The following is a 22,262-nucleotide window of genomic DNA, read 5'->3' as shown; positions in this document are numbered from 1 at the left end:
ATTATGCTAAAATTTCTTAGAAGATTATTATTCACCACTATTGGAGCTATTGTAACAGCCTTGTTTATAGTTCTTTTCTTTTTCTTAGGTATATTAACTGTTGCGTCACTCAGTAGTGATAGCGAGGTAACTGTTGAGGATAATTCTATTTTGGTAGTTGATTTAAACTCCGTTATTAAAGAACGTGTCAACGAGGATCCATTTACTCAATTAATTGGAGAATCTCCTTTCGGAGAAGCGCAACTGGGATTAAATCAGATTTTAAAAAGCCTAAAGAAGGCTGCAACCGATGATAGAATTAAAGGAATTGTAATAGAAAGTGGCACTCCACAGGCTGGTATTGCAACTATTGATGAAATCAGAAATGCTCTTAAAACGGTAAAAGATTCGGGTAAATTTATATACGCTTTTGCTCCAATTTATACACAAACAGGCTATTATCTTTCTTCTGTTGCCGATAAAGTATATATGCCCCCACAAGGAATGTTAGAATATAAAGGATTAAGCTCACAACGCACTTTCTTTAAAGGATCTCTAGAAAAGTTAGGTGTTGAGATGCAAATATTTAAACATGGTAAATTTAAATCTGCTGTAGAACCCTTTATGTTAGATCATATGAGTAAGGAGTCTAAAAAGCAAACAAGCGTTTACATCGGTTCTATTTGGGATTATATGAAAGAGCAGATTTCTGAATCCAGAGGTATTTCTATTGAAACACTAAATCGTTTAGCCGATAACTCATCTATGTTCAACGACAACCAAATTCTTTTGGATAATAAATTGGTGGATGGACTTTGGTATAAAGATCAATTACTTGATGAATTAAAAAAAATAACTGATACAGAATTAAACGACGATCTAGCTTCAGTATCCTTATCTGATTATAAATCGGCAAAAGTGAAGAAGAAAAGTAAAGGCTTTACAAAAGATAAAATTGCTGTAATTTATGCTGAAGGTGGTATTGACGATGGTTCTGATGATGGCATTAATTCTGAAAAACTAAGTAAAACAATTCGTAAAGCTCGAAGAGATTCAAGTATTAAAGCCGTTGTTTTTCGCATCAATTCTCCAGGAGGATCAGGAATGGGATCTGACGTAATTTGGCGCGAAGTAAAATTATGCCAGCAAGAAAAACCTGTTATCGTTTCCATGGGAGATTATGCAGCTTCGGGCGGTTATTATATTGCATGTTGTGCCGATACAATTGTTGCTAGTCCGGTTACTTTAACCGGATCAATTGGTGTTTTTGGGATGATACCAAATGCTGAGAAATTGTTAACCAATAAACTTGGGATGACTTTTGATGGTGTAAAAACTAATACGTATGCCGATTTCCCAATGATTAACCGTGCTATGCGAAAGGATGAGAAAGCCATGATGCAAACTTCAGTTGAAAAATTCTACAAGGTATTTATTGGCCGATGTGCTGAAGGAAGAAGCACAAGTAGTGAAGCTATTGATGAAATTGGTCAAGGACGTGTTTGGAGTGGTGAAAATGCCACACATATTAACCTAGTCGACGTACTTGGGGGTATTGATACTGCTATTGAAATTGCCAAAGAAAAAGCCGGTTTAGAGAAGTATAGAATTAAGGAATTACCTGAGCAAAAATCACCTTTCGAAGAAATATTTAGTGGTATGGGTGCACAGGCAAAAGCATTTGCAGCACAAACCTTTTTGGGTGTTAATTACGAAGAGATTAAATTAATGAATCAAATTAAAGAAATTCAGCCAATTCAAGCTCGTCTGCCCTACTCTATCGAAATAAGATAACTATAAAGTAATATTTGAAAAGTCACAAAACACCTGCAAATAGGTACTTTTGTGACTTTCTTATTAATTAGAAAACCATAGTGAAGTTTATTCAACATCTGCGTTATTTGCTATTACCCTTTGCCGTATTGTATGGTTTAGTTTCATCTATTCGCAACTTGCTATTTGATTTTAGCATCGGTAATTTTCGATGCAAAGAATACGATTTACCAATTATTTCTGTGGGTAACATTACCGTTGGCGGAACTGGCAAAACGCCGCATACCGAATGGATTATACAATTATTAAAAGATGCCTATAACGTATCTGTTCTGAGCCGCGGATATAAACGAAAAACTAAAGGATTGGTCATTGCGGATTCTTCTTCAACCGCGTCTGATATTGGCGACGAGCCCATGCAAATGCACAACAAGTTTCCTGAAGTTCAGGTAGTGGTTGCTGAGCAACGCGTTATAGGAGTAGATGCTATAATGAAATTAGAAACCAAGTGCGATGTATTGCTAATGGACGATGCTTTTCAACATCGTTACGTAAAGCCCGGTTTTAGCATTTTGGTAATGGACTACAATCGTCCTTTTTGGAAAGACCATTTAATGCCTGTTGGCGAGCTACGCGAATTACCCGTAGGAAAAAAACGAGCAAATATTATTATAGTTAGTAAGTGCCCGCAAGACATCAGTATAGCTGAGCAAGAGTATTATAAGCGCAAACTCTCATTAAACCCAAATCAAAGCATATTTTTCACTTGCGTTGGTTACAAAAATATTTATCCCATTTTTGCGGATAAGAAACAATCAATAAATATTACAGATAAAAGTGTATTGTTAGTATCGGGTATTGCACAGCCAAAACTAATGTTTGATTACGTATCACAACTTGCAAAAGAAACTAAATTGATGCAGTTTGGCGATCATCATAACTTTTCGGCTAAAGATATTAACAATATTGAGCAACAATTAAATACCTTGGGCGATAATGCCATTATTGTAACAACCGAGAAAGACGCTGTTCGATTTGGTGAACTTTTACCAAATAATTCAAAATTGGCTCAAAATATGTATAGCTTACCAATAGAAATACAAATTATTAACAATAAAGAATCAGATCTGAAAGATAAAATATTAAATTATGTTAGATCAAATAAAAGAATCAGTTAAGTACATTAAAGAAACCTCTAAGACCAATACCTCAATTGGTATTATTTTAGGAACTGGTTTAGGTGGATTGGTAGATGAAATTGATATTAAATGCACTATCGATTACACCGATATCCCTAATTTCCCTGTATCAACAGTAGAAGGACACCACGGAAGATTAATATTCGGAATGCTTGGAGGAAAAGAAATAATGGCAATGCAAGGGCGTTTCCATTTTTACGAGGGCTATGGAATGGATCAAGTTACCTTTCCCGTACGTGTAATGAAATTGATGGGCATTGAAACACTAATGGTAAGTAATGCAAGTGGTGGTTTAAATCCTGATTTTGTGGTGGGCGATGTAATGATAATTAACGACCATATCAATATGTTCCCTACCAATCCTTTAATTGGTAAAAATATTGATGAACTAGGACCTCGTTTCCCAGATATGAGTCAGCCCTATGACAAAGCTTTAATTCAAAAGGCTTTTGAAATTGGTAAAGCAAATAATATAGACCTTAAAGAAGGTGTTTACGTAGGTACTTCGGGCCCTACTTTTGAAACTCCTGCTGAATATAGAATGTTCCGCATTTTAGGTGCTGATGCTGTTGGAATGAGTACTGTTCCGGAGGTTATTGTTGCCAAACACATGGGAATGACTTGTTTTGGAGTTTCAATAATTACTGACTCAGGTGTTCCTGGAGAAATAGTTGAAATATCACACGAAGAAGTGCAAGAAGTTGCTGCTGCAGCTCAACCAAAAATGACTTTGGTGATGAAAGAGTTAGTAGCTCAGATGTAAAGATTATTATCTTACAAAATACAAACCCGCTACAATTTATTTTTGTAGCGGGTTTTATTTTATCTATAATTCATAGCTCCCCATAAATAAGCATGATCATCGGTAATTAATCTCAATCCATTATTCCGAACTTATAGATCACCGTTTCATCATAAGTCATTTCTGGAGTAATTAAAGTTGAAGGGAAATTAGAGCAATTTGGTGTATTCGGGAAATGTTGCGTTTCAACACAGAATGCTGAATGCATGCCATATTTGTGCCCATATTTACCAATAATGCTTTCAGATATGGCATTGCCTGTATAAAACTGGATACCTGGCTGTGTTGTGTATACTTGCATGGTTCGTCCGCTTACTGGCTCTTGTACCTCCATAACCTTAGCCAATAGATGAGGCTCCTTATTCAGTACATAATTATAGTGATAGCCTCTATAATTCAGCTTGTGAATATTTTCAGCAAGTGGTTTCATTGTGCTTAAATCCCAATCAGTTCCCTTTAGCGATTTTATTTCTCCTGTGGGCACAATCTCGTCATCAATAGCAGTATACTCTTTCGCATTAATTTGTACTTGATGGTCGTAGATCTTTTTATCAGTACCCGCCAAATTGAAATACGAATGATTGGTCATATTGATATGGGTTGCTTTATCGGTAATGGCCTCAAACTTGATCACCAAAGCACTATCTGCTAATATATAGCTTACATAACTATCAACATTCCCCGGAAATCCATGACTCCCATCTGGAGAGAAATAATGCATGCTTAAACCTACACCCTTATCATCCTTAATTACCTCAGCATCCCAAACAGCTTTGTTAAATTCTTGAGCTCCGTGTGATATATTATCGCCTTCTGTTTTTGTTAAATCATATCGGATACTATCAATCGTAAAACTAGCACCCTTTATTCTGTTGGCAACCCTTCCGATAGTGGCACCAAAACATGGGTTGGGACCTATGTATTGTTCTAAATTATCGAACCCTAGCACTACATCACCTCGTTTTCCATTTTTATCGGGCACCATAATAGAGGTAACAATCGCACCATAATTGGTAATCTTTACTTGCATCCCAGTTTTACTGGTAAGCGTATATAATTTAACGGCTTTACCATTATGAACTCCCCAATGTTTTTCGGATATACTATTATTTTTATTACTGCAAGCCAAAAGTAACAAGCTTGCCAATAGACTTAATGCTATATTTTTAAAACTCATAGAACAGGTGTTAGATAATAATGAGTTTCAAAGATATTATAATGAAGAAATATAATACATGAATGGATCTTTTTTAATAAAGCGATTGCTATTAAATTTTAATAAAAACCTTACGTTGATACATCAGTCGTATTGGCAAATAGCAAATAACTATAAAAGATATAGCCCATAGAAACGATGCTAATTTATGCGGACATCCCATATTGGGTATAGCATACATAAACCACTCTTGAATAGATTTGCCGCTTATTGAAATCCACGACAGTGGAATTATTAGCAAATAATGTAACACATAGGCCGAAATAGCATTGGATCCAAAATGCAGGCCTACTTGCACCCACTTCTGTTTCTGTCTCATATCAATCAGATAAATGAATAATGCCAATATAAGTGTTGCCGTACCTGCCGTAAGCATCACATATGAACTACTCCACAAGTTTTTATTAACCGGAAAACTAAATGACCAAACACCCCCTATAGTTGCAAAAGCCAAACCACTTAATAGCATTAATCTTACACCTTGTATTGTTAGCTTATTTTTACGGATAATTTCAGCTACAAATACTCCTGCTATAGCAGATGCAATACTTGGTAATGTACTCAGCAAACCCTCAGGATCCCATGTACCACCATACATTTTAAATGGAATTACCAAACTATCAATATAATTGCTCCAATTGGTAACAGGTTCTAAAGAAGCTATGGGTTCTCCCAGGATTGGCACAAAAACCATCAATAACCAATAGCCAATTAAAAGTATGCTTCCGATTATATAAATTAACTGCACTTTACAGCATATATACAATAAGGAAACAGTAAGATATACGATGGCTATTCGCTGTAAAACCCCTGGAATACGAAACTCTTGAAAGCGATATGATATTAAATTTAGGATTAAGCCTAAGACAAATATGGTAATACTCCGTTTTATAACCTTAGTAACCATTAATTTCTTACTGGTGCCTTTCTCTAATATTTTTGAAAAGGCAAGCACAATAGAAACGCCAATTATAAAAATAAAGAATGGAAAAACTAAATCAGCAAGCGTTAAACCGTTCCACTTAGCATGTAGCAATGGGGCATATATATGCGACCAACTACCCGGAACATTCACCAATATCATACCTGCAACGGTAAATCCTCTTAAAGCATCTAAAGCTAGTAATCGTTTCATAACATCGCATTTGTAAAAAGATTAGATTAAAATAGAATTATAGAACTCTATGATAAGCTAATCTTTTTTACGATCCTTTTTTAATGATAAACATTCTCACCATCGAAGTTGATAATTGTTCCGTCAGGAGCAATAGCTGATAAGGTAAGAACTTTATCGTACTTGGCTTGGAAGTACTTTATAACAAACGGATGCAACCCTTTTTCAAGTTGAATTCTTCCTTCTCGGCTTCGCGCATAGGTAAAACCATCATTATTGATAATTTCTCTATCATGAATACTTAAAATACTTCCATCTGCAGACGTAAGCTTAAAAGTATAAATACCAGAAACGGGAACTTGAATAAAACCCGATACTTCTTGTGCGAAGATCTTATCGGGAGCACCATATGCAATACCTATGCCTTGCATAAGTCCTGATTTATCAACAGCCGAGAAGCTAACATTTGCAGCAGTAAACTCTCCTGCTTTAATTTTATAGCGTGCTCCTTCTTTAGCATCAATGCTTGATTTTATAAGAAGATCATTTACATAAACCTTAGATGTGTGAACAGCACTCCATCTACCATTTTTTGTTTTGCTTATACATTTTAAAGTAGTAAGCTGGTCTGTAAAAACAATTGCATCCTGATAAAGCAATCCATTTTCTTTGGGGCAAGTGCCATCTAAAGTATAGTAGATAGAAGCATCATTTATCGGAACAGTTAATTCTAGCGTATTATTTTCAGTGCTTAATGCTTCAACGGGTAAAGCTCCTTCTGGATATGGCACTCTATAACGCATACCCAAATCATCCAATCGCTTATACTGATGATTCATTCTACGCGTAAAGTCCTGAAAATTCTGTAAAGAATCCTCGGTCCATAAAATTTCTGCAATGGCCACTAAGCGTGGATAAGCCATATATTCTACATCAGCCTCAGTTTTCATATACTCAGTCCATACATTACCCTGTGCACCCAAAACATGGTGCTGATACTTGGCATCTAAACCCTCGGGCATTGGCGACCAATGGTATAAAGATTCCATGGTAATTAAACCTGCAATAGCAGTTGGTTCGTTATATGGGCTCTGATAAAAATTAAGGTAAACATCATCGTTTGGCGATATAATTACATCGTGTCCATGTGTAGCAGCTTCGATACCTCCCGAAACGCCTTGCCACGACATAACCGTAGCGCCTTCGGCCAAACCACCTTCAAGAATCTCGTCCCATCCAATGAGTTTTTTGCCTTTTGAGCTGATGTATTTCTCCATACGTTTGATGAAATAACTTTGCAATTCCATTTCATCATTTAATCCTTCGGCCTTCATACGAGCTTGGCACTTTTTACATTCTTCCCATTTTGTTTTAGGGCACTCATCGCCACCCACATGTATGTATTCCGATGGAAACAATTCTATCACTTCATCCAATACATCTTGTAAAAAGTGAAAAGTATTTTCGTTACCTGCGCAAAAAACATCGTCGCTTACGCCCCACTCATTAAACGGTAGAGGCTTGCCTGTACAAGTCAACTCAGGAAAAGCACGTGCAGCTGCAACCGCATGTCCTGGCATTTCAATTTCTGGAACCACAGTAATACCAAGGGCACTTGCATATGCTATTACTTCCTTAATTTGTTCCTGAGTATAAAACCCACCGTGCTTTTCTCCATCAAACCGTAGTGGATGTTCAGCCATGTGGCCTATTACTGTTTCCTCGCGCCAAGCGCCTTTTTCTGTTAACTCAGGATATTTTTTAATCTCAATACGCCAACCTTGATCATCGGTTAAATGCCAGTGAAAAGTATTTAGTTTATTTAAGGCCATTCCGTTAAGCATCTTCTTAATGAAGTCAACATCGAAAAAATGGCGACACACATCTAAGTGCATCCCACGCCACGAATATTGTGGTGCATCCTTAATTAATAAACATGGTAAACCTGCGTTTTGAGAAGAATATTGGTCTGCCAACTGAAATAAACTAACAAGGCCATATATAAAACCCTCATTAGTAGAAGCTGCAATTACAATATTGTTTTTGTTGATATCTAATTCATACGCTTCGGGCTGAAGCTTAGATTTTAATTGAAGTACCAACTGTGCATTTGCTTTATCATTAAGCGTAAAATAACGCTCAATACCGGCAATGTAATGTTTTTGAGATGCTTCAGAAAGTGTATTATCCTCAATTATGAGTTTTATACTTTGATGCTGAAACGAACCATTTGTAATTTTAATATGATTAGGAAGAGGTACTAAGGCTAATTCATCTGCTTGAACTTTCTGTGATTGCGAGCATGAACTCATAAAAATAAGAGCCACAATTAATGGCATCCAAACAGAAAAACGGAAGTATGTCATATCTTAATTTTAAAGTGAGTTATAGTATAATCCGGCAGCCCCTAATACGGCAATATTATCGAAGTGATCGGGAATAATATCAATATTAGATGAAATACTCTTAAATGGAAATTCTTCCATGGCTGCATCTAATCCGCTTTTAAACAAGTGGAAAGATTGACTGATTGAACCACCTAGAATAATTGCCTCTGGCGACAAGGTAAAAATGATATTTGTAGCCAATTTACCCAAATGGTAACCAAAAGCATGAAAAGCCGCTATTGCATCTACATCACCAGCATTGGCTTTATCGGCCATTTCCTTACCTGATAATTTATAGTTATTCGGGAAAAATGTACTAGCACAATAGGTCTCGAATGTTCCATCTTTATATGGCATACATCCTATTTCTCCGGCACTACAGAATAAACCACTATGTATTTTATCATCAATAATTAAACCACCACCAACTCCGGTACCCAACACAATTCCAGCAAAGTTTTTATAATTATAACCCTTTCCAAAATGCTTGGTTCCTAATGCAAAACAGTTGGCATCGTTATCTAAAAAAACAGGGATATTATATTTTTCTTGTAGCTTATTCCTTAGTGGGAAATCTTTCCAAGCAGGAATATTGGAAATATTTAAAATACATCCTTCTTCTTGATTCAATAAACCGGGAACGCCTAAGCCTATTGCTTTTACCTGATTATTGATTAAGGCATCGATGCACGAAGCTAAATTTTCGAACACCTCTTCTGCACTTTTATCAGCCAAGGTAGGTTTACTAAGAACCGATATTAACTCTTTGCCTTTTACCAATCCACAAGTAATAGAGGTTCCTCCTATATCTATTCCTAAAACTGTATCCATAATTATATGAGTAAAAAAAGCCTGCTAAAAAGCAGGCTTATATATTGATAATGTGTTTTGTATTAATTTACGCCTTCCATAGATTTCTCGAGCTCGCGTGCTTGCTCTAAAAATTCTTTCACATTCATCTCTTTAAAGAAAATAAGACCATGACTTGCACGTATTGCCTGATTACTATTGGTGTAAAAGTAATCTTTTCCTAATAGATATTGAACTGCTTCGAGCTGATCGACCCAAATATTTTTGGCTAATGTACTAAATTTACCATCTAACTCAGGACTTGGGAATGATGCATTTACTTGACTTAAGTAACAATCGCTAAACGAACGATCTAATACATCCAAAGCATTTAAACTTACCGGCACCATTACATTAGCCTCTGAAGGAGCAAATTTAAACCAAACGTTACGGTATCCCCATATGCGCAAGTTGCTTAAATCCTCTTCTTCGCTCCATACACGAACCGCATCAGCAATAGCTTGTAGTACTTTGTAATGCGTATCTGGTCCACTTCCCTCTGGATCAAGTGCCAAACTAATTACGGTTGGTTTCTCCTTTTTAAACTCAGCTAAAATAGGTGCCACATCTCTGTCTCTATTAGGCTGCTCTGTGAAGATATCTCCTGTATAGAAACCTAAACGTAAGTGACGAACGTTTTTAACCTGAACACCCGAATGCGCCCAAACTAATTCTTCTTCAAACTCGCGAATCATCCCTTTCAGTTTCTGAATTTTAGGAGGATTCTTTTGTCCATCGTAACTATCTCTGATATTTGCTAAAATAGCATTAATGGTATTTCTAAGTTCTTCTTTATTATAAACATCCCAAATTTGAACTATGGCTCTTACCACTCTATGGCACAAACCTCTAACGCGCTCTAAACTTTCTTCAGATGCTACATTTAATAGGAAGTGATATACATCCTTATCCCATTTAAATTTATAACCCGACTCAAAGAAATCAGGAAAATCAACCATTTGAATGCGTCCTTCATCCAAAAGTCTTTTGATGCTATTTAATGTTTCTGTAACAAAATCGTTAGTTACCGCAGTAAAACCTGAAGTTAAAACTGAGAATACCGACTCATTAGATGGATCGCGAAGAATACGATTTACATGAGGCTGAATACCCAATTGAATATCATCGTGATGCGGGCCTGTATGATAGAAAGTCTGGTCTTTCTCTTTGCGAAGACCTTTTTCTATTTTAGCAGTTACTGAGTTAATTACTTCCTGAACTGTATCTAAAGATAAATTAGGAATAAGACTACAATAAGTATCGGCCTGTAAATCGCTTAACTCTAATTTAGGTCCGAACTTATCAATTCTTCGACATAAGTCGATAATGGCACGCTCTGTTTTTTCAGCGGTCCACTCACCAGTTCTATAGTAAGCATCAACACTATCGTTAAGCTTAACCCCAGCACTTTTAGTGATATAGAATCTGCTATTTTTAAGCTTTTGTAATACAGTAGCTGGATATAGTACCGAAGGATCGCACTCCAAAGCATTTTTAACTACGGGTGCTTTAGCTTCACCTGCAGCAAAAATTAATGCTACGGCATCTTTATTATATGTAATAGACTCTAAACCGATGGTTATTACCAAACGATTTTTTGACACCTCGATACCACCTAAATCTCCGGCGGCTTGGGCTTGAGTCTCAAAATTTGTTTTAGTTAAACGCGTAGTAGAGAAATGATCGGCTCCTCGGGTATTAAAAGCAATGTGCCCATCAGGACCAATTCCTCCTAAGAAGAAACCAATACCACCTTTTTCGCGAATTTTATTTTCGTATTGCACACACCAATCATCAATCATAAAGATAGATTGCTGCTGCTCTTTTTCGGTTGCGCCTTTTGCCTCGCGATAACGCAATGATAAATCTACTGTACTATCAGGAAAAACCTGTGCAAAAGATTTACCATCGGCCAAGGTAATTTCGTCGCAGTTTATTAATAAAGCATTATCCGGATTTAATCCGAACCCTTTGATATAATACTCATTAACGTAGTGATAAAAACTGTTTTTTTGATTTGAACTGATTGGATAAAACTCATCAATCTGTACAAAATGTAGTTTACTAAGGTCGGGCTTCTTCTCTATTTTAAGTCCGTTCTCTTTTCTTATCTTTTTTCCTTTTTCGTTATTCCAGTTATCAAGCATAAACTGGGTCCAACGAATAAAATATTCAGGTGTTTTTCCGGTTGGTAAACTAATAACTCCGTTAGGGTTTTCGCTAACCCACTCCAAAAACCTTAGGGCCGTCATAAACCCAAGTTTCGGAAAATTATCGACCACAACATACGGGGTTTTAGTAGAAGATGTGGTGACACCAGATAATTCAATAAATTTTTTTTCGACTTCTGAGAACGTATCTACTTTCATGGTAAAAAAAATGTTTGTTATACAACTAAGGTATAACTAATTATAAATAGGGCTCTTATCTAATAAGAATAAGAGCCCTTTGTTTTTTGGTTTGTAGATTCCTTAATAAATTTAAATTTGATATTGCCCACCATTAAGATGGGCTATATAAGATGTATTTCTAGTTCTTTTTTGAAATCCACATATTAGTTGTAATAAAATGAGTTCCGCTACCCGCTCTACCATACTCTGCTTGCTGACGTGCCATAGCAGCTTCAACATGCTCAGTATTGTTAGTACGCTCATTATTTGGGTAGTTGATTCTACGAGGACGAGTACCGCCTGTATCTCCACCATTATGGAATGGCTCACTTGTATAATCGCTAGCTGGGATTGCAACACCTAATTGAGGATTAGCTACCTCTTCAGCAGTATACGATGGAATTTCCATAAACTCAGTTCCTGGGTAAGAAATACCTTGAGGAACAATTTCTAAGTTAGTTCTATTCCAAAGTGCAAAAGCATCATATGTAAATGTTGACATCATTGATTTCCAACGCTCTGTCCAGATAACTTCTAAATCAATAGTTTCAGACATGATATTATTGATATAAACAGAAGCCATATCGTTATAATCGATGTTTACACCCTCGTGAGCAGCTTGCTTAGCCATATATTCGCGAGGTGAGTTTGACTCTGTTCCGAATAAAGTTGGATATTTATCAAATGTCATATTCAAAGCCATTTCAAGATTTGAGTTCACATCTCCCGGAACGCTCCATCCTCTTTGTGCTGCTTCAGCTAAAATATAGTAAGTTTCGTCGCCACCAAACACAACAATCGGAGCTTCTTGATGTCCAATAGTTTCTGGATTAACTGATGCAACTGTGTGATATTGTACATACTCAGGAGAACCTGTTGCAGATGTATCCAACTCAACAGTCCAATCTGCAAATAATCTATCTCCATCAACACTCATCATACCACGAATAGAATACGACTCTGTACCTCCAGCTCTAACTGGCATATAAGTTACAGGCTTCCATGGCTCACCGGGTCTTGAAGCTTGAGCAAACGCATCGTAATCTGGCATTCCTGTCCAAGCTTTCCATCCGCTATTATTGATTACCTGTGCTACAGTATAAAAGATTCTTGGATCTCTATTCTTTTGTGCTTCGCGTAACCACTCTTCACCAATATATCCATGACCCCATCCGTGTAAAGCACCACCAGAGTTTGCACCATTAATATGGTTACCCCAGTCGCCACCAACAGCTTTGGTTTGCATAATAAAACCATCAGCAATTTCGATTGATGTAATTAATCCTGCTTGATTAGCTGCTGCCTCTTCAACTGTTTCCTGAGCCCAGCTCTCGTCAGCTGCTGATGCACGCATCCCTAATCTTAAAATTAAAGAGTTTGCTGTTTTTGCCCAAGCTTGTTTAGCTGCATCTTGAGATAAACCTCCAAAAAAGATATCCTCAGTTCCTGTGAAAGGCTCAGCATCAGTCGTTAAAAGAATATCGCGATACTTCTTTAATGAATCTACTGAAGATTTATAAATATCTTCTTGAGAATCATAAGCCGGATAAAAAATTCCTTCGTGAAAACCTAAACCTGCTTCATGGTAAGGGATATCACCATAAAGATCAGTTATTCTTTGATATACAAATTGCATAGTAATAGTACCCATTGCAATTTTTGCTGTATTATCATTTTCAGTATCAGTTTTTAAGATTTGTAGCATATCGACACCGTGCTTAACTGCATCTTTATACATCTCCATCATTTTGGCTTCGTTGTAACCATCGTTATTTCCTTCGAAACCTTGACCTGTTCTGTAAGCCGATTGAAGAATACCTGATAATGGACCTGCCATGATAAGGTTACTTCTTAACTCCTCGTGCGGAGATCCGTTATAACGCATCCAAGTACGAGTAAACAAATATGCTGGGTCAATTTTCTCAACTTTGTTTGGATCCGAATTGGTCTTATCAAAGTTATCTGTACAAGCAGTAGTCAGTGTTAAAACTGCTGCAAGCATTATGTATATAATTTTTTTAGTATTCATTGTTCTAGAATTTTACATTTAAGTTGAAACCATAACTTGCTGGTAATGCCATATTACCCATCTCAACACCTGCTCCACCATTTGCGATTGAGAATGATGCTTGCGGATCGATATTATCTGTAGCTTTCCAAACATATCCAAGGTTTCTGGCAAATAAGCCTACTGAAGCACCTCTTAAATATTTGTTAGTTTCGAAGAAACGAGATGGTAATGTGTAAGAAAGGTTAATCTCTTGAATGGCAATATAAGACGCGTCATAAACAAACTGCTCATCTACATTAGATACCGACTGGTAAAACTCTTGCGGTGTTGATGTTGTTCCTACACCACCTAGTTCGCTTGGGTACCACATACCGCCATCATATCCTTCTCTTTGTAAAGTTGACTGATGTCTACCTGTGCTATATGCAGTTGCTTCTGTTGTAGAATAAATATCTCCACCAAACTTACCATCAAACACTACCGTAGCTGACCAGTTTTTATAAGAAAATTGGTTTACCCAACCTACCATTGTTTTGTGATAAGCATTTCCAATAGTTTGTAATTCATCAGATACCATTGGTCGGCCATTAGCATCTAAAGCAATATCACCGTTGTCATCTCTTTGGTAAGTTGTACCTAAAATTTGTCCATACTCTTCACCTGGCTGTGCAACAATGTTTACACCATTACTTTCAAATAATGTTAACTGAGTTACTCCATCCGCTAAGCTAAGAACCATGTTCTCATTGTAAGCATAGTTTAATGTTGTATTCCAGCTAAAATCTTTTGTTCTAATTACTTCTGCATTTAAACTAATCTCAACTCCTGAGTTTTGAATAGAACCAGCGTTAATAATTGCTCTTTCCCAACCTGATGTTGCTGAAGTAGCTACTTGTACAATTTGATCTTTCGCAGTAGAGTTGTAATAAGTAAGATCAAGTCCAACTCTATTATTGAAGAAACGTAAATCTAAACCAACTTCGTAAGACTCGTTCATCGATGGCTTTAAGTTGTCGTTAGGAATTGTTCCACCATCAATTTCAGCTGAAGGAGAGTCGCCTCCATGACCTGGATGTAAGTTACCATCCACTTTATAAAACGGACGCAACATATAAGGATCTGTATCTGACCCTACTTGTGCCCATGAAGCTCTCACTTTTCCGAAACTAAACCAAGATGGCTGATCGAATAATTCAGTAAAGATAAACGATGAACTAATAGAAGGATAAAAATAAGAGTTGTTATCTAAAGGTAATGTTGATGACCAGTCATTACGTGCAGACAAGTCAACATAGAACATACTTTGATATCTGAATTGTGCTGTTGCGAAAAGAGAGTTAATTCTTCTTTCGCGGTATAAAGGAAAGTGCTGTCTTGTTTGACCAAAACCTGGTTTTTGTAAAGATTGATCTACAAAGTTCTCATCAAACATTTCTAACTCATCATATACATTATGCATCATGGCACCCCCAGCATTCACTGTCATACCCCAACCATCAAAATCTTTGTTGTAGCTCAACATACCATCAACGTTAGTTTCTGAATCTGTTGCTCTAATAGTAGAAGCTCTACCTGACTCATAAAAAGGAGTTCCCATAGGCCACAGTGATTCGTTGTTGAAGAATGTTTTATCATTACCATATCTAGCCATTACGCTTAAATCATCAGTAATGGTATATTTGGCTTGTGCCATAGACATAATTCTGTCCTTTGTATATTGGTGATTGATTTCGTGTAAATTCCAATATACATTTGAGTTTCTTTCACCAAAACCAATTGGCATACCTGTTACAGGATCTTTATAATTCTTAAGGTCTGATAATGGAACGTTGTTTGGCGTACCCATTAAACTTGCACCATACGGTGAGTTACCAATCATTTGGTTGGTAGAATTCTCATTAATATATGATAGTTTAGTTGTTAACTCTAACTTATCATTAAGTGCTTTTGTAGAACCATTCACCGTAATTACATTTCTATCATACTCCGTTCCTGGAACGATACCTTGATTTGTAAGGTTACTATATGACATTCTGATTGATGAAGATTCTGTATTGTGATTTACTGCAACACTATTACTTAATGTTACACCAGTTTCGTAGAAATTATTTTCATTATCGTAAAAACGATATTCTGAAGTGTTACCTCTATAATCAGTATAAGTATCAACATCTGAATATTTAGCACCCCACATACTTGTATTGTCTTTAGCCTCTTGCATTGAAGCTGGCGCGCTACCGAAATTACCCTGTCCATACTGATCTTGCCAGTTTGAATAAACACGAGCTTGGTCAATTGTGGTTGTAGATGAAAAATCAACAGTTGTTCCTTTTGTTCCTTTTCCTGATTTAGTTGTAATCATTACAACTCCGTTAATTGCTCTAGAACCATATAATGCAGTTGCAGAAGCTCCTTTTAATACAGAGATATTCTCAATATCATCTGCCGGAATACCTGACATACCATTACCTGAATCAATACCACCACCATCTTTATTATTGGCATCTGAATACTGATTGTTAGAAATAGGGACACCATCAACTACGTATAATGGTTCATTAGATCCATCAGCTAATGCATTACCACGGATAATTACCGATGTAGAACCTGCAGGCCCCTGTCCGGTTGAGTTAATTTGTACACCTGAAAGACGACCAGATAATGACGACATTGGATTGGCTGCTTTAGATGTCTCAAAAGCTTCATCACCTACCTCAGCTACAGAATAACCAAGTGCCTTTTTCTCTCTTTTAATACCTAATGCTGTTACAACAACATCATCAAGCTGTTCAAAGTCTCCTATTAATGTAACATCAATATTCGTTTCATCACCAACTTGCATTTCAATATTCTTATACCCAATAAAAGAATAAACAAGTACTGATTCAGCACTAGGAACATCGATAGAATACATTCCATCAATATTTGTAATCGTTCCGTTAGTAGTACCCTTAATGGTAACATTAACGCCAGGTAATCCCTCAGGATCTTCCGGAGTAGTGATCCTACCTGTTACTGTTTGCTGCGCAAATGCTGCCCCCGTAAACAGTAAAAAAATACATAACCATAGATTTTTCATGTAATGATTTTTATAAATTAATTAAGTGTGTTAGTAGGTTTGAATCATAGTAATTCATCCCCTTAATGTTCTCCTGTGAGTTAGTTTCGTGTTTATGCACGTTTGCAAGTGTTAATTTTCGTTTCAATACACTAACAAATCACATGCCAAGAAATAAGAAAAGTAAAGAAATAGATTTTTATCTTTTATTTTAACATCACACAAACAGCCTATAAAACAACACTCACAAACAACACAAGCCTGTATTTACATGACATACGAGATGTTCGTTTGTTAAATAAAGTTTAACTAAAATATAAAATGTGTTATATAAAATATTAATAACACGAAGAACAGTATGCATGTTTGTGCATTTTTGGTATTATATTTGATATTGATTCGAAAAACTATACCATGCAAATAAGACATTACTATATTGCAATCATGCTTATTATCACTATAAGTAGTTGCAATACAACAAATACTGCAACCAATGCGGATTTGCCGAATAAATACGTAAATGCATTTATCGGCACGGATGAACATGGACACACATACCCAGGTGCTCAATTACCTTTCGGGATGGTACAGTTAAGTCCAGACAATGGTCAATCAGGTTGGAACTGGGTATCAGGATATCACTATAGCGACAGTATAATTGTTGGATTTAGTCACACACACCTTAGCGGTGCGGGAATTGGAGATTTACAAGACATTTCACTAATGCCGACAATTGCCGATTTTGATATAAATACACTATATAAACAACGAGATGATAAGCCTTATGCTGCATATTACACCCACAATGATGAATTAGCAGAACCTGGTTATTACAGTGTAAACTTTAAAGAAACAGGTATAAAAGCAGAGTTAACAGCTACTCCTCGTACAGGTTTCCATAAATATTCTTTTTCGAAAGGTAGTAATAGGAATATAGTACTTGACCTTGGATATGCTGTAAATTGGGATGCAAGTACCGAAACTGAGATTGAGTATATAGATGCACATACTATTATCGGAAAACGATATAGCACAGGCTGGGCCAAAGATCAAAGGGTGTATTTCTGCGCTAAATTCTCAGAACCAATTCAAGATGTAATATCTACAGGTAATATTAATATAGCCAAAAACAAAAAAGCAACCGGAAAAGCCATTAATACATTATTTAAGTTCAACCAAGATATTAATGAGATACTAGTTAAGGTTAGTATTTCTAGCGTTAGTAAAGAAGGCGCTATTGCAAACCTGCAAACAGAGAACCAAGCTTGGGATTTTAATGCAGCACGCACACAGGCTGCTAATATATGGACAGAAAGCTTAAGCAACATTACTGTTGAGGGAGAAGATATTGACAAAAAAACAGTTTTTTATACAGCCTTGTATCGTTCTAAGTTAGCCCCAACTTTATCGTCGGATGTTGACTCGCAATACAGAGGTGGCGATATAAAAGTACATAAAGCTGATGGTAGAAATCATTATTCGGGATTATCACTTTGGGATGTTTTTAGAGCACAAAACCCATTATTAACCATTACAAACCCCGATGTTGCTATAGATATAGCCAACACCATGTTGGCTCATTACGATGAAACTGGCATTTTACCGGTATGGGTTTTAGCAGGAAACGAAACCAATACCATGACAGGTTATCACTCCGTTTCAATGCTTGCCGAAGTTATTATGAAAAATCTTCCGGGCATTGATACTGAAAGGGCTTTTCAAGCAATGAAAGCAACCATGATGCAAGACCAACGCGGACTTAAAGAATTGAGAGAACACAACTACATCCCTTATAATTTAATGGATGAATCAGTAACCATCAGTTTAGAATTAGCTTACAATGATTACGGCGTAGCAATGGTGGCCAATAAATTGGGATACACGGATGATTACAATTATTTCTTAAATCGCTCAATGGCATACCAACATTTATTCGACGGAAGAGTTGGTTTTATGCGCGGTAAAGACTCCAATGGCAATTGGAGAGAAAACTTTGATCCTAAACACTCCGCACACAGAGTTGGAACAGATTATACAGAAGGAAATGCGTGGCAACACTCGTGGTTTGTTTTGCACGATATTCAAGGACTCGTTAATCAGTTTGAAAATGAAGATGCTTTTGAAAAACAGTTAACTTTATTATTTAACGAAAGCTCAGAGATTACAGGAGAAGATGCATCTCCAGATATCACTGGTATGATTGGGCAATATGCGCATGGAAACGAACCAAGTCATCACATTGCTTATATGTATAACTATATTGGCCAAGCATGGAAAACACAGGAGTTAGTACATCAAATTATGAGAGAGCAATATCCAAATTCTCCTGATGGAATTAGCGGTAACGAAGATATGGGTCAAATGTCTGCTTGGTATGTTTTAAGCGGATTGGGCTTCTACCCGGTTAATCCAACCGACGGTAATTTTATTATTGGAACACCATTATTTGCAAAAAGCTGCATTAACTTGCAAGGAAATAAACAATTTGTTATATCAACTGAAAATCATTCAGACAAAAACTTTTATATACAATCAGCAAGCTTAAATGGCAAAGAGTTAAACCGCTCGTATATTTCTTACGAAGAAATCATGAATGGCGGAGAATTACACTTTGTAATGGGCAACAAACCCAACAAAGAATGGGCATCAGAAGTAAACTCTCGCCCGCCATCAGTAAGCAACTTAAACAACTAATTTACTATGAATAGAATTATAATATTTGCTTTAGCAGTAATCATATCAGCTTGTTCAGTTAAAGATCAATCTATTGGAGATAATTCCATTGTTATTTTCAATGAGGAAGCAGTCAACTTTAATCCGGCAGAAAACTGCACAAATCTAGATGAGAAGATTATTAAAGTTGATAACGGAAGAATTCTCTTAAAAAAAGTACAGTTACCAAAATACAGCAAACAAGCTACAGTAAGTGTTCAGGCCGAAATTAAATCAGCTGGCGATCCCTGGGATAAAACAGGCTCACTATTTTTAATTCCGCAAAGCAGTGATATTAACTTTTTATTAGACAGTGATTTTAAAGCCCAATTCGAGAATCAAAACATTGAATTTCCGGGTGTTGTACCAACTGAAAATTACAAGCCTTCGATTGAGATTTTAAGATTTATGACTCCTTTTGGAATCGGGTATTATTCTAACGATCCGAACTTAATGAAACGTAAGCCTGTATACATCCCACATTGGGAAGAAAAAGTAGTTTGGGAGCAAGATGTAACTCAACTAATTAGCGAATTAGAAGGAGAAGTATGGATTGGGGCCTTTATTGATGTATGGACTCAAGGAGGATATGAATTCTCTGCCAAACTAAATTATACAGAATCGAAAGCTGAAGTAGATCCTATTACAAAAACTCAGGTAATCCCATTAGTAAACACTGTAAGGTATATTGAACCTGAAAAACTATATGATGGTTTTAGCAGAGGTAATTTAGAATACACGTTTGAATTACCCGCTAATTATAAAAGCGCTCAATTACAGTACATCACAACGGGTCATGGTGGTCACTCAGGTGGCGACGAATTTGTAAAAAAGGAGAACATTATCACAGTAAACAATGAAATCATTTATAGCGATATTCCTTGGAGAGATGATTGTGCTTCGTTCAGACGCTTCAACCCGCATTCTGGTGTTTGGACTGAAAAAAGAACTGCCGTTATGGGCAACCTAAAAACAGGAGATACCAAAGAATTAGAAATTGATGAGTTTATTGCATCATCTGATTATTCTCGATCAAACTGGTGCCCAGGCTCACAAGTGGAGCCCTTTGTTATTGAACTCAACAACCTGAAAAAAGGAGAAAATACAATCTCAATTTCAATTCCTCAGGCACAACAAGAAAAGGAAAATGAATTGAACCATTGGAACGTATCCGCATACATAACACTACAATAAATTCACCTAATTATATATAATATGCACACTACAATGTTAAAGGAAGAAAGGCATCAGGAAATTCTGGATATGATAAAACAATCATCTAAAGTTTTATCATCAGAATTAAGTATAGAACTGAATGTTTCTGAAGATACCATTAGAAGAGATCTAAAAGAACTTTCGCAAAAAGGACTTATCAGAAAAGTTCATGGCGGAGCGGTGCTGAACGATTCTTCGGCATACATCCCTATGAACTATGATGATAGAAAAACTTTTGCCTTTGAAGAGAAGAAGATCATCGCACAAAAAGCCATCTCGTTATTAAAAGACGATATGCTTATTTTTATAGATGGAGGTACTACCAATCAAGAAATAGCCAGTCAATTACCCAACGATATAAATATATCAGTAATGACGAACTGTTTACCTGTTGCCATTGAATTGCTCAATAAACCAAATATTCAAACGCACTTTTTAGGAGGCCGCATATTATCAGGCGTTCCTATTACAGTTGGCGCAGATACCATTAATATATTAAATGAGGTAAATGCCGATATCTTTTTCATTGGTACAAGAAGCTTTAGCATTGAAAAAGGATTAACCGATATTGACCGAACAGAAGTTTTGGTAAAAAGAAAAATGGCAGAAAGAAGTGCCTTGGTAGTTTCTGTTGCCTTAAGTGAAAAACTTGGCTCTGTTCAAAGCTTTAATATTATACCTACCGAAAAATTAAATTACCTAATTACCGAACTCAACCCAGAGGACCAATCATTAATCAACTACAAATCCTTAGCGGGATTAACTCTGCTCTAATTTATACAGTTAAAAAGTTTATTAAAAAGCATCAATGTTTAAATTAGAAGTAAGTACATACAATATAGAAGGTGTAAAAGCAGCTTTAAAACTTGGAGTAGATCGTCTTGAATTATGTAACAACATAAAAGAGGGCGGAACAACTCCAAGTGCAGGTTTTGTTAAAGCTGCCATAGAAACAGGTCATCCTGATATATTTATAATTGTTAGGCCACGCGGTGGCGATTTTTTATACTCTGATTCAGAGTTTGAAGTAATTAAAAGTGATATTGAATTAGCCAAACTACTTGGTGTACATGGCGTAGTTTCAGGCGTTTTAAATGCCGATGGTAGTATTGATATTAAACGCACAAAAGAATTGGTTGAACTAGCTCGTCCAATGAAATTCACCTTTCATAGAGCATTTGACATGTCAAATGACCCAAAAAAAGCCTTGGATGATTTGATAGAAATTGGGGTAGATATTGTGCTTAGTTCTGGTATGGAAGATACAGCTGTTGAAGGACGTAAAACCTTACAACAAATGATTCAACAAGCCAATAATCGCATTACAGTGTTAGTAGGCAGCGGCGTAAATGCTTCAAATATTGCTCAACTACAAAAAGAAACTGGCGCCACCGAGTTTCATATGTCGGCAGTGAAAGAAATAAAATCTGAGATGGAATTCTTTAATCACAGATTAAACATGGGAAATGTAGAGTCTGAAGAATACTCTAAATTAACTGTTGATACCGAAAAAATTACAGCAGCACTTTCGGTAATCAAACAACTAAAATAATCTAT

The 22,262-nt window shown here is 36.3% G+C and carries 14 protein-coding genes; 7 read left to right on the top strand and 7 right to left on the bottom strand.

From position 1 onward, the window contains the following. Positions 1-3 precede the first annotated feature (3 nt). From sppA to A8B35_RS08095, 3 genes are all read left to right on the top strand, one after another. A complete protein-coding gene (gene sppA / locus A8B35_RS08105) occupies positions 4-1,773 on the top strand; it encodes a signal peptide peptidase SppA (protein WP_068472236.1) in 1,770 nt (589 codons plus the stop codon). A gap of 80 nt (positions 1,774-1,853) precedes the next feature. After that, positions 1,854-2,930: a tetraacyldisaccharide 4'-kinase gene (lpxK, locus tag A8B35_RS08100; RefSeq protein WP_171973173.1), complete on the top strand. Its 1,077-nt coding sequence runs from the start codon at positions 1,854-1,856 to the stop codon at positions 2,928-2,930. Next, positions 2,902-3,714 carry a purine-nucleoside phosphorylase gene (locus A8B35_RS08095; RefSeq protein WP_068472233.1) on the top strand — a complete coding sequence of 271 codons (813 nt, stop codon included), beginning with the start codon at positions 2,902-2,904 and terminating at the stop codon, positions 3,712-3,714. Before lpxK ends, A8B35_RS08095 begins: the two co-directional genes overlap by 29 nt. Before the next feature lie 112 nt (positions 3,715-3,826). Here the strand turns inward: A8B35_RS08095 and A8B35_RS08090 are convergent, their stop codons facing one another. The 7 genes from A8B35_RS08090 to A8B35_RS08060 form a co-directional block, all read right to left on the bottom strand. After that, positions 3,827-4,930, bottom strand: coding sequence for an aldose epimerase family protein (locus tag A8B35_RS08090; protein ID WP_068472232.1), 1,104 nt, complete (start codon positions 4,928-4,930; stop codon positions 3,827-3,829). Positions 4,931-5,021: 91 nt separating this feature from the next. Further along, positions 5,022-6,104 (bottom strand): acyltransferase family protein, encoded by a 1,083-nt coding sequence (locus tag A8B35_RS08085; RefSeq protein ID WP_068472230.1) that lies wholly within the window; start codon positions 6,102-6,104, stop codon positions 5,022-5,024. An 80-nt stretch (positions 6,105-6,184) separates the two neighbouring features. Next, on the bottom strand, positions 6,185-8,449 hold the full coding sequence (locus tag A8B35_RS08080; RefSeq protein WP_083634368.1) for a family 20 glycosylhydrolase: 2,265 nt from the start codon (positions 8,447-8,449) through the stop codon (positions 6,185-6,187). A gap of 9 nt (positions 8,450-8,458) precedes the next feature. Further along, a complete protein-coding gene (locus A8B35_RS08075; RefSeq protein ID WP_068472228.1) occupies positions 8,459-9,301 on the bottom strand; it encodes an ROK family protein in 843 nt (280 codons plus the stop codon). Positions 9,302-9,363: 62 nt separating this feature from the next. After that, a complete protein-coding gene (locus tag A8B35_RS08070; RefSeq protein ID WP_068472226.1) occupies positions 9,364-11,688 on the bottom strand; it encodes a glucosamine-6-phosphate isomerase in 2,325 nt (774 codons plus the stop codon). A 160-nt stretch (positions 11,689-11,848) separates the two neighbouring features. Beyond that, complete coding sequence (locus A8B35_RS08065) at positions 11,849-13,738, bottom strand: SusD/RagB family nutrient-binding outer membrane lipoprotein (protein ID WP_068472224.1); 1,890 nt, start codon at positions 13,736-13,738, stop codon at positions 11,849-11,851. Between the two features lie 4 nt (positions 13,739-13,742). After that, positions 13,743-16,799 carry a SusC/RagA family TonB-linked outer membrane protein gene (locus tag A8B35_RS08060; RefSeq protein WP_068472222.1) on the bottom strand — a complete coding sequence of 1,019 codons (3,057 nt, stop codon included), beginning with the start codon at positions 16,797-16,799 and terminating at the stop codon, positions 13,743-13,745. A 393-nt stretch (positions 16,800-17,192) separates the two neighbouring features. Here A8B35_RS08060 and A8B35_RS08055 point away from each other — a divergent pair, with 393 nt between their 5' ends. From A8B35_RS08055 to A8B35_RS08040, 4 genes are read left to right on the top strand one after another with little or no spacing between them, the layout of a single operon-like run. Continuing rightward, the gene (locus A8B35_RS08055) at positions 17,193-19,472 is read left to right on the top strand and encodes a GH92 family glycosyl hydrolase (RefSeq protein WP_068472220.1); all 2,280 of its coding nucleotides are present in this window, start codon (positions 17,193-17,195) and stop codon (positions 19,470-19,472) included. Between the two features lie 6 nt (positions 19,473-19,478). Beyond that, complete coding sequence (locus A8B35_RS08050; RefSeq protein WP_068472218.1) at positions 19,479-20,684, top strand: peptide-N-glycosidase F-related protein; 1,206 nt, start codon at positions 19,479-19,481, stop codon at positions 20,682-20,684. A gap of 21 nt (positions 20,685-20,705) precedes the next feature. Further along, a complete protein-coding gene (locus A8B35_RS08045) occupies positions 20,706-21,479 on the top strand; it encodes a DeoR/GlpR family DNA-binding transcription regulator (RefSeq protein ID WP_222844120.1) in 774 nt (257 codons plus the stop codon). 34 nt (positions 21,480-21,513) lie between these two features. Then, positions 21,514-22,257, top strand: a complete 744-nt coding sequence (locus A8B35_RS08040; protein ID WP_068472214.1) for a copper homeostasis protein CutC — start codon at positions 21,514-21,516, stop codon at positions 22,255-22,257. Positions 22,258-22,262 lie beyond the last annotated feature (5 nt).

The sequence above is a fragment of the Saccharicrinis aurantiacus genome, assembly GCF_001660705.2.
Taxonomy (GTDB): domain Bacteria; phylum Bacteroidota; class Bacteroidia; order Bacteroidales; family Marinilabiliaceae; genus Saccharicrinis; species Saccharicrinis aurantiacus.
This window is presented reverse-complemented; position numbering and strand designations above follow the sequence as displayed.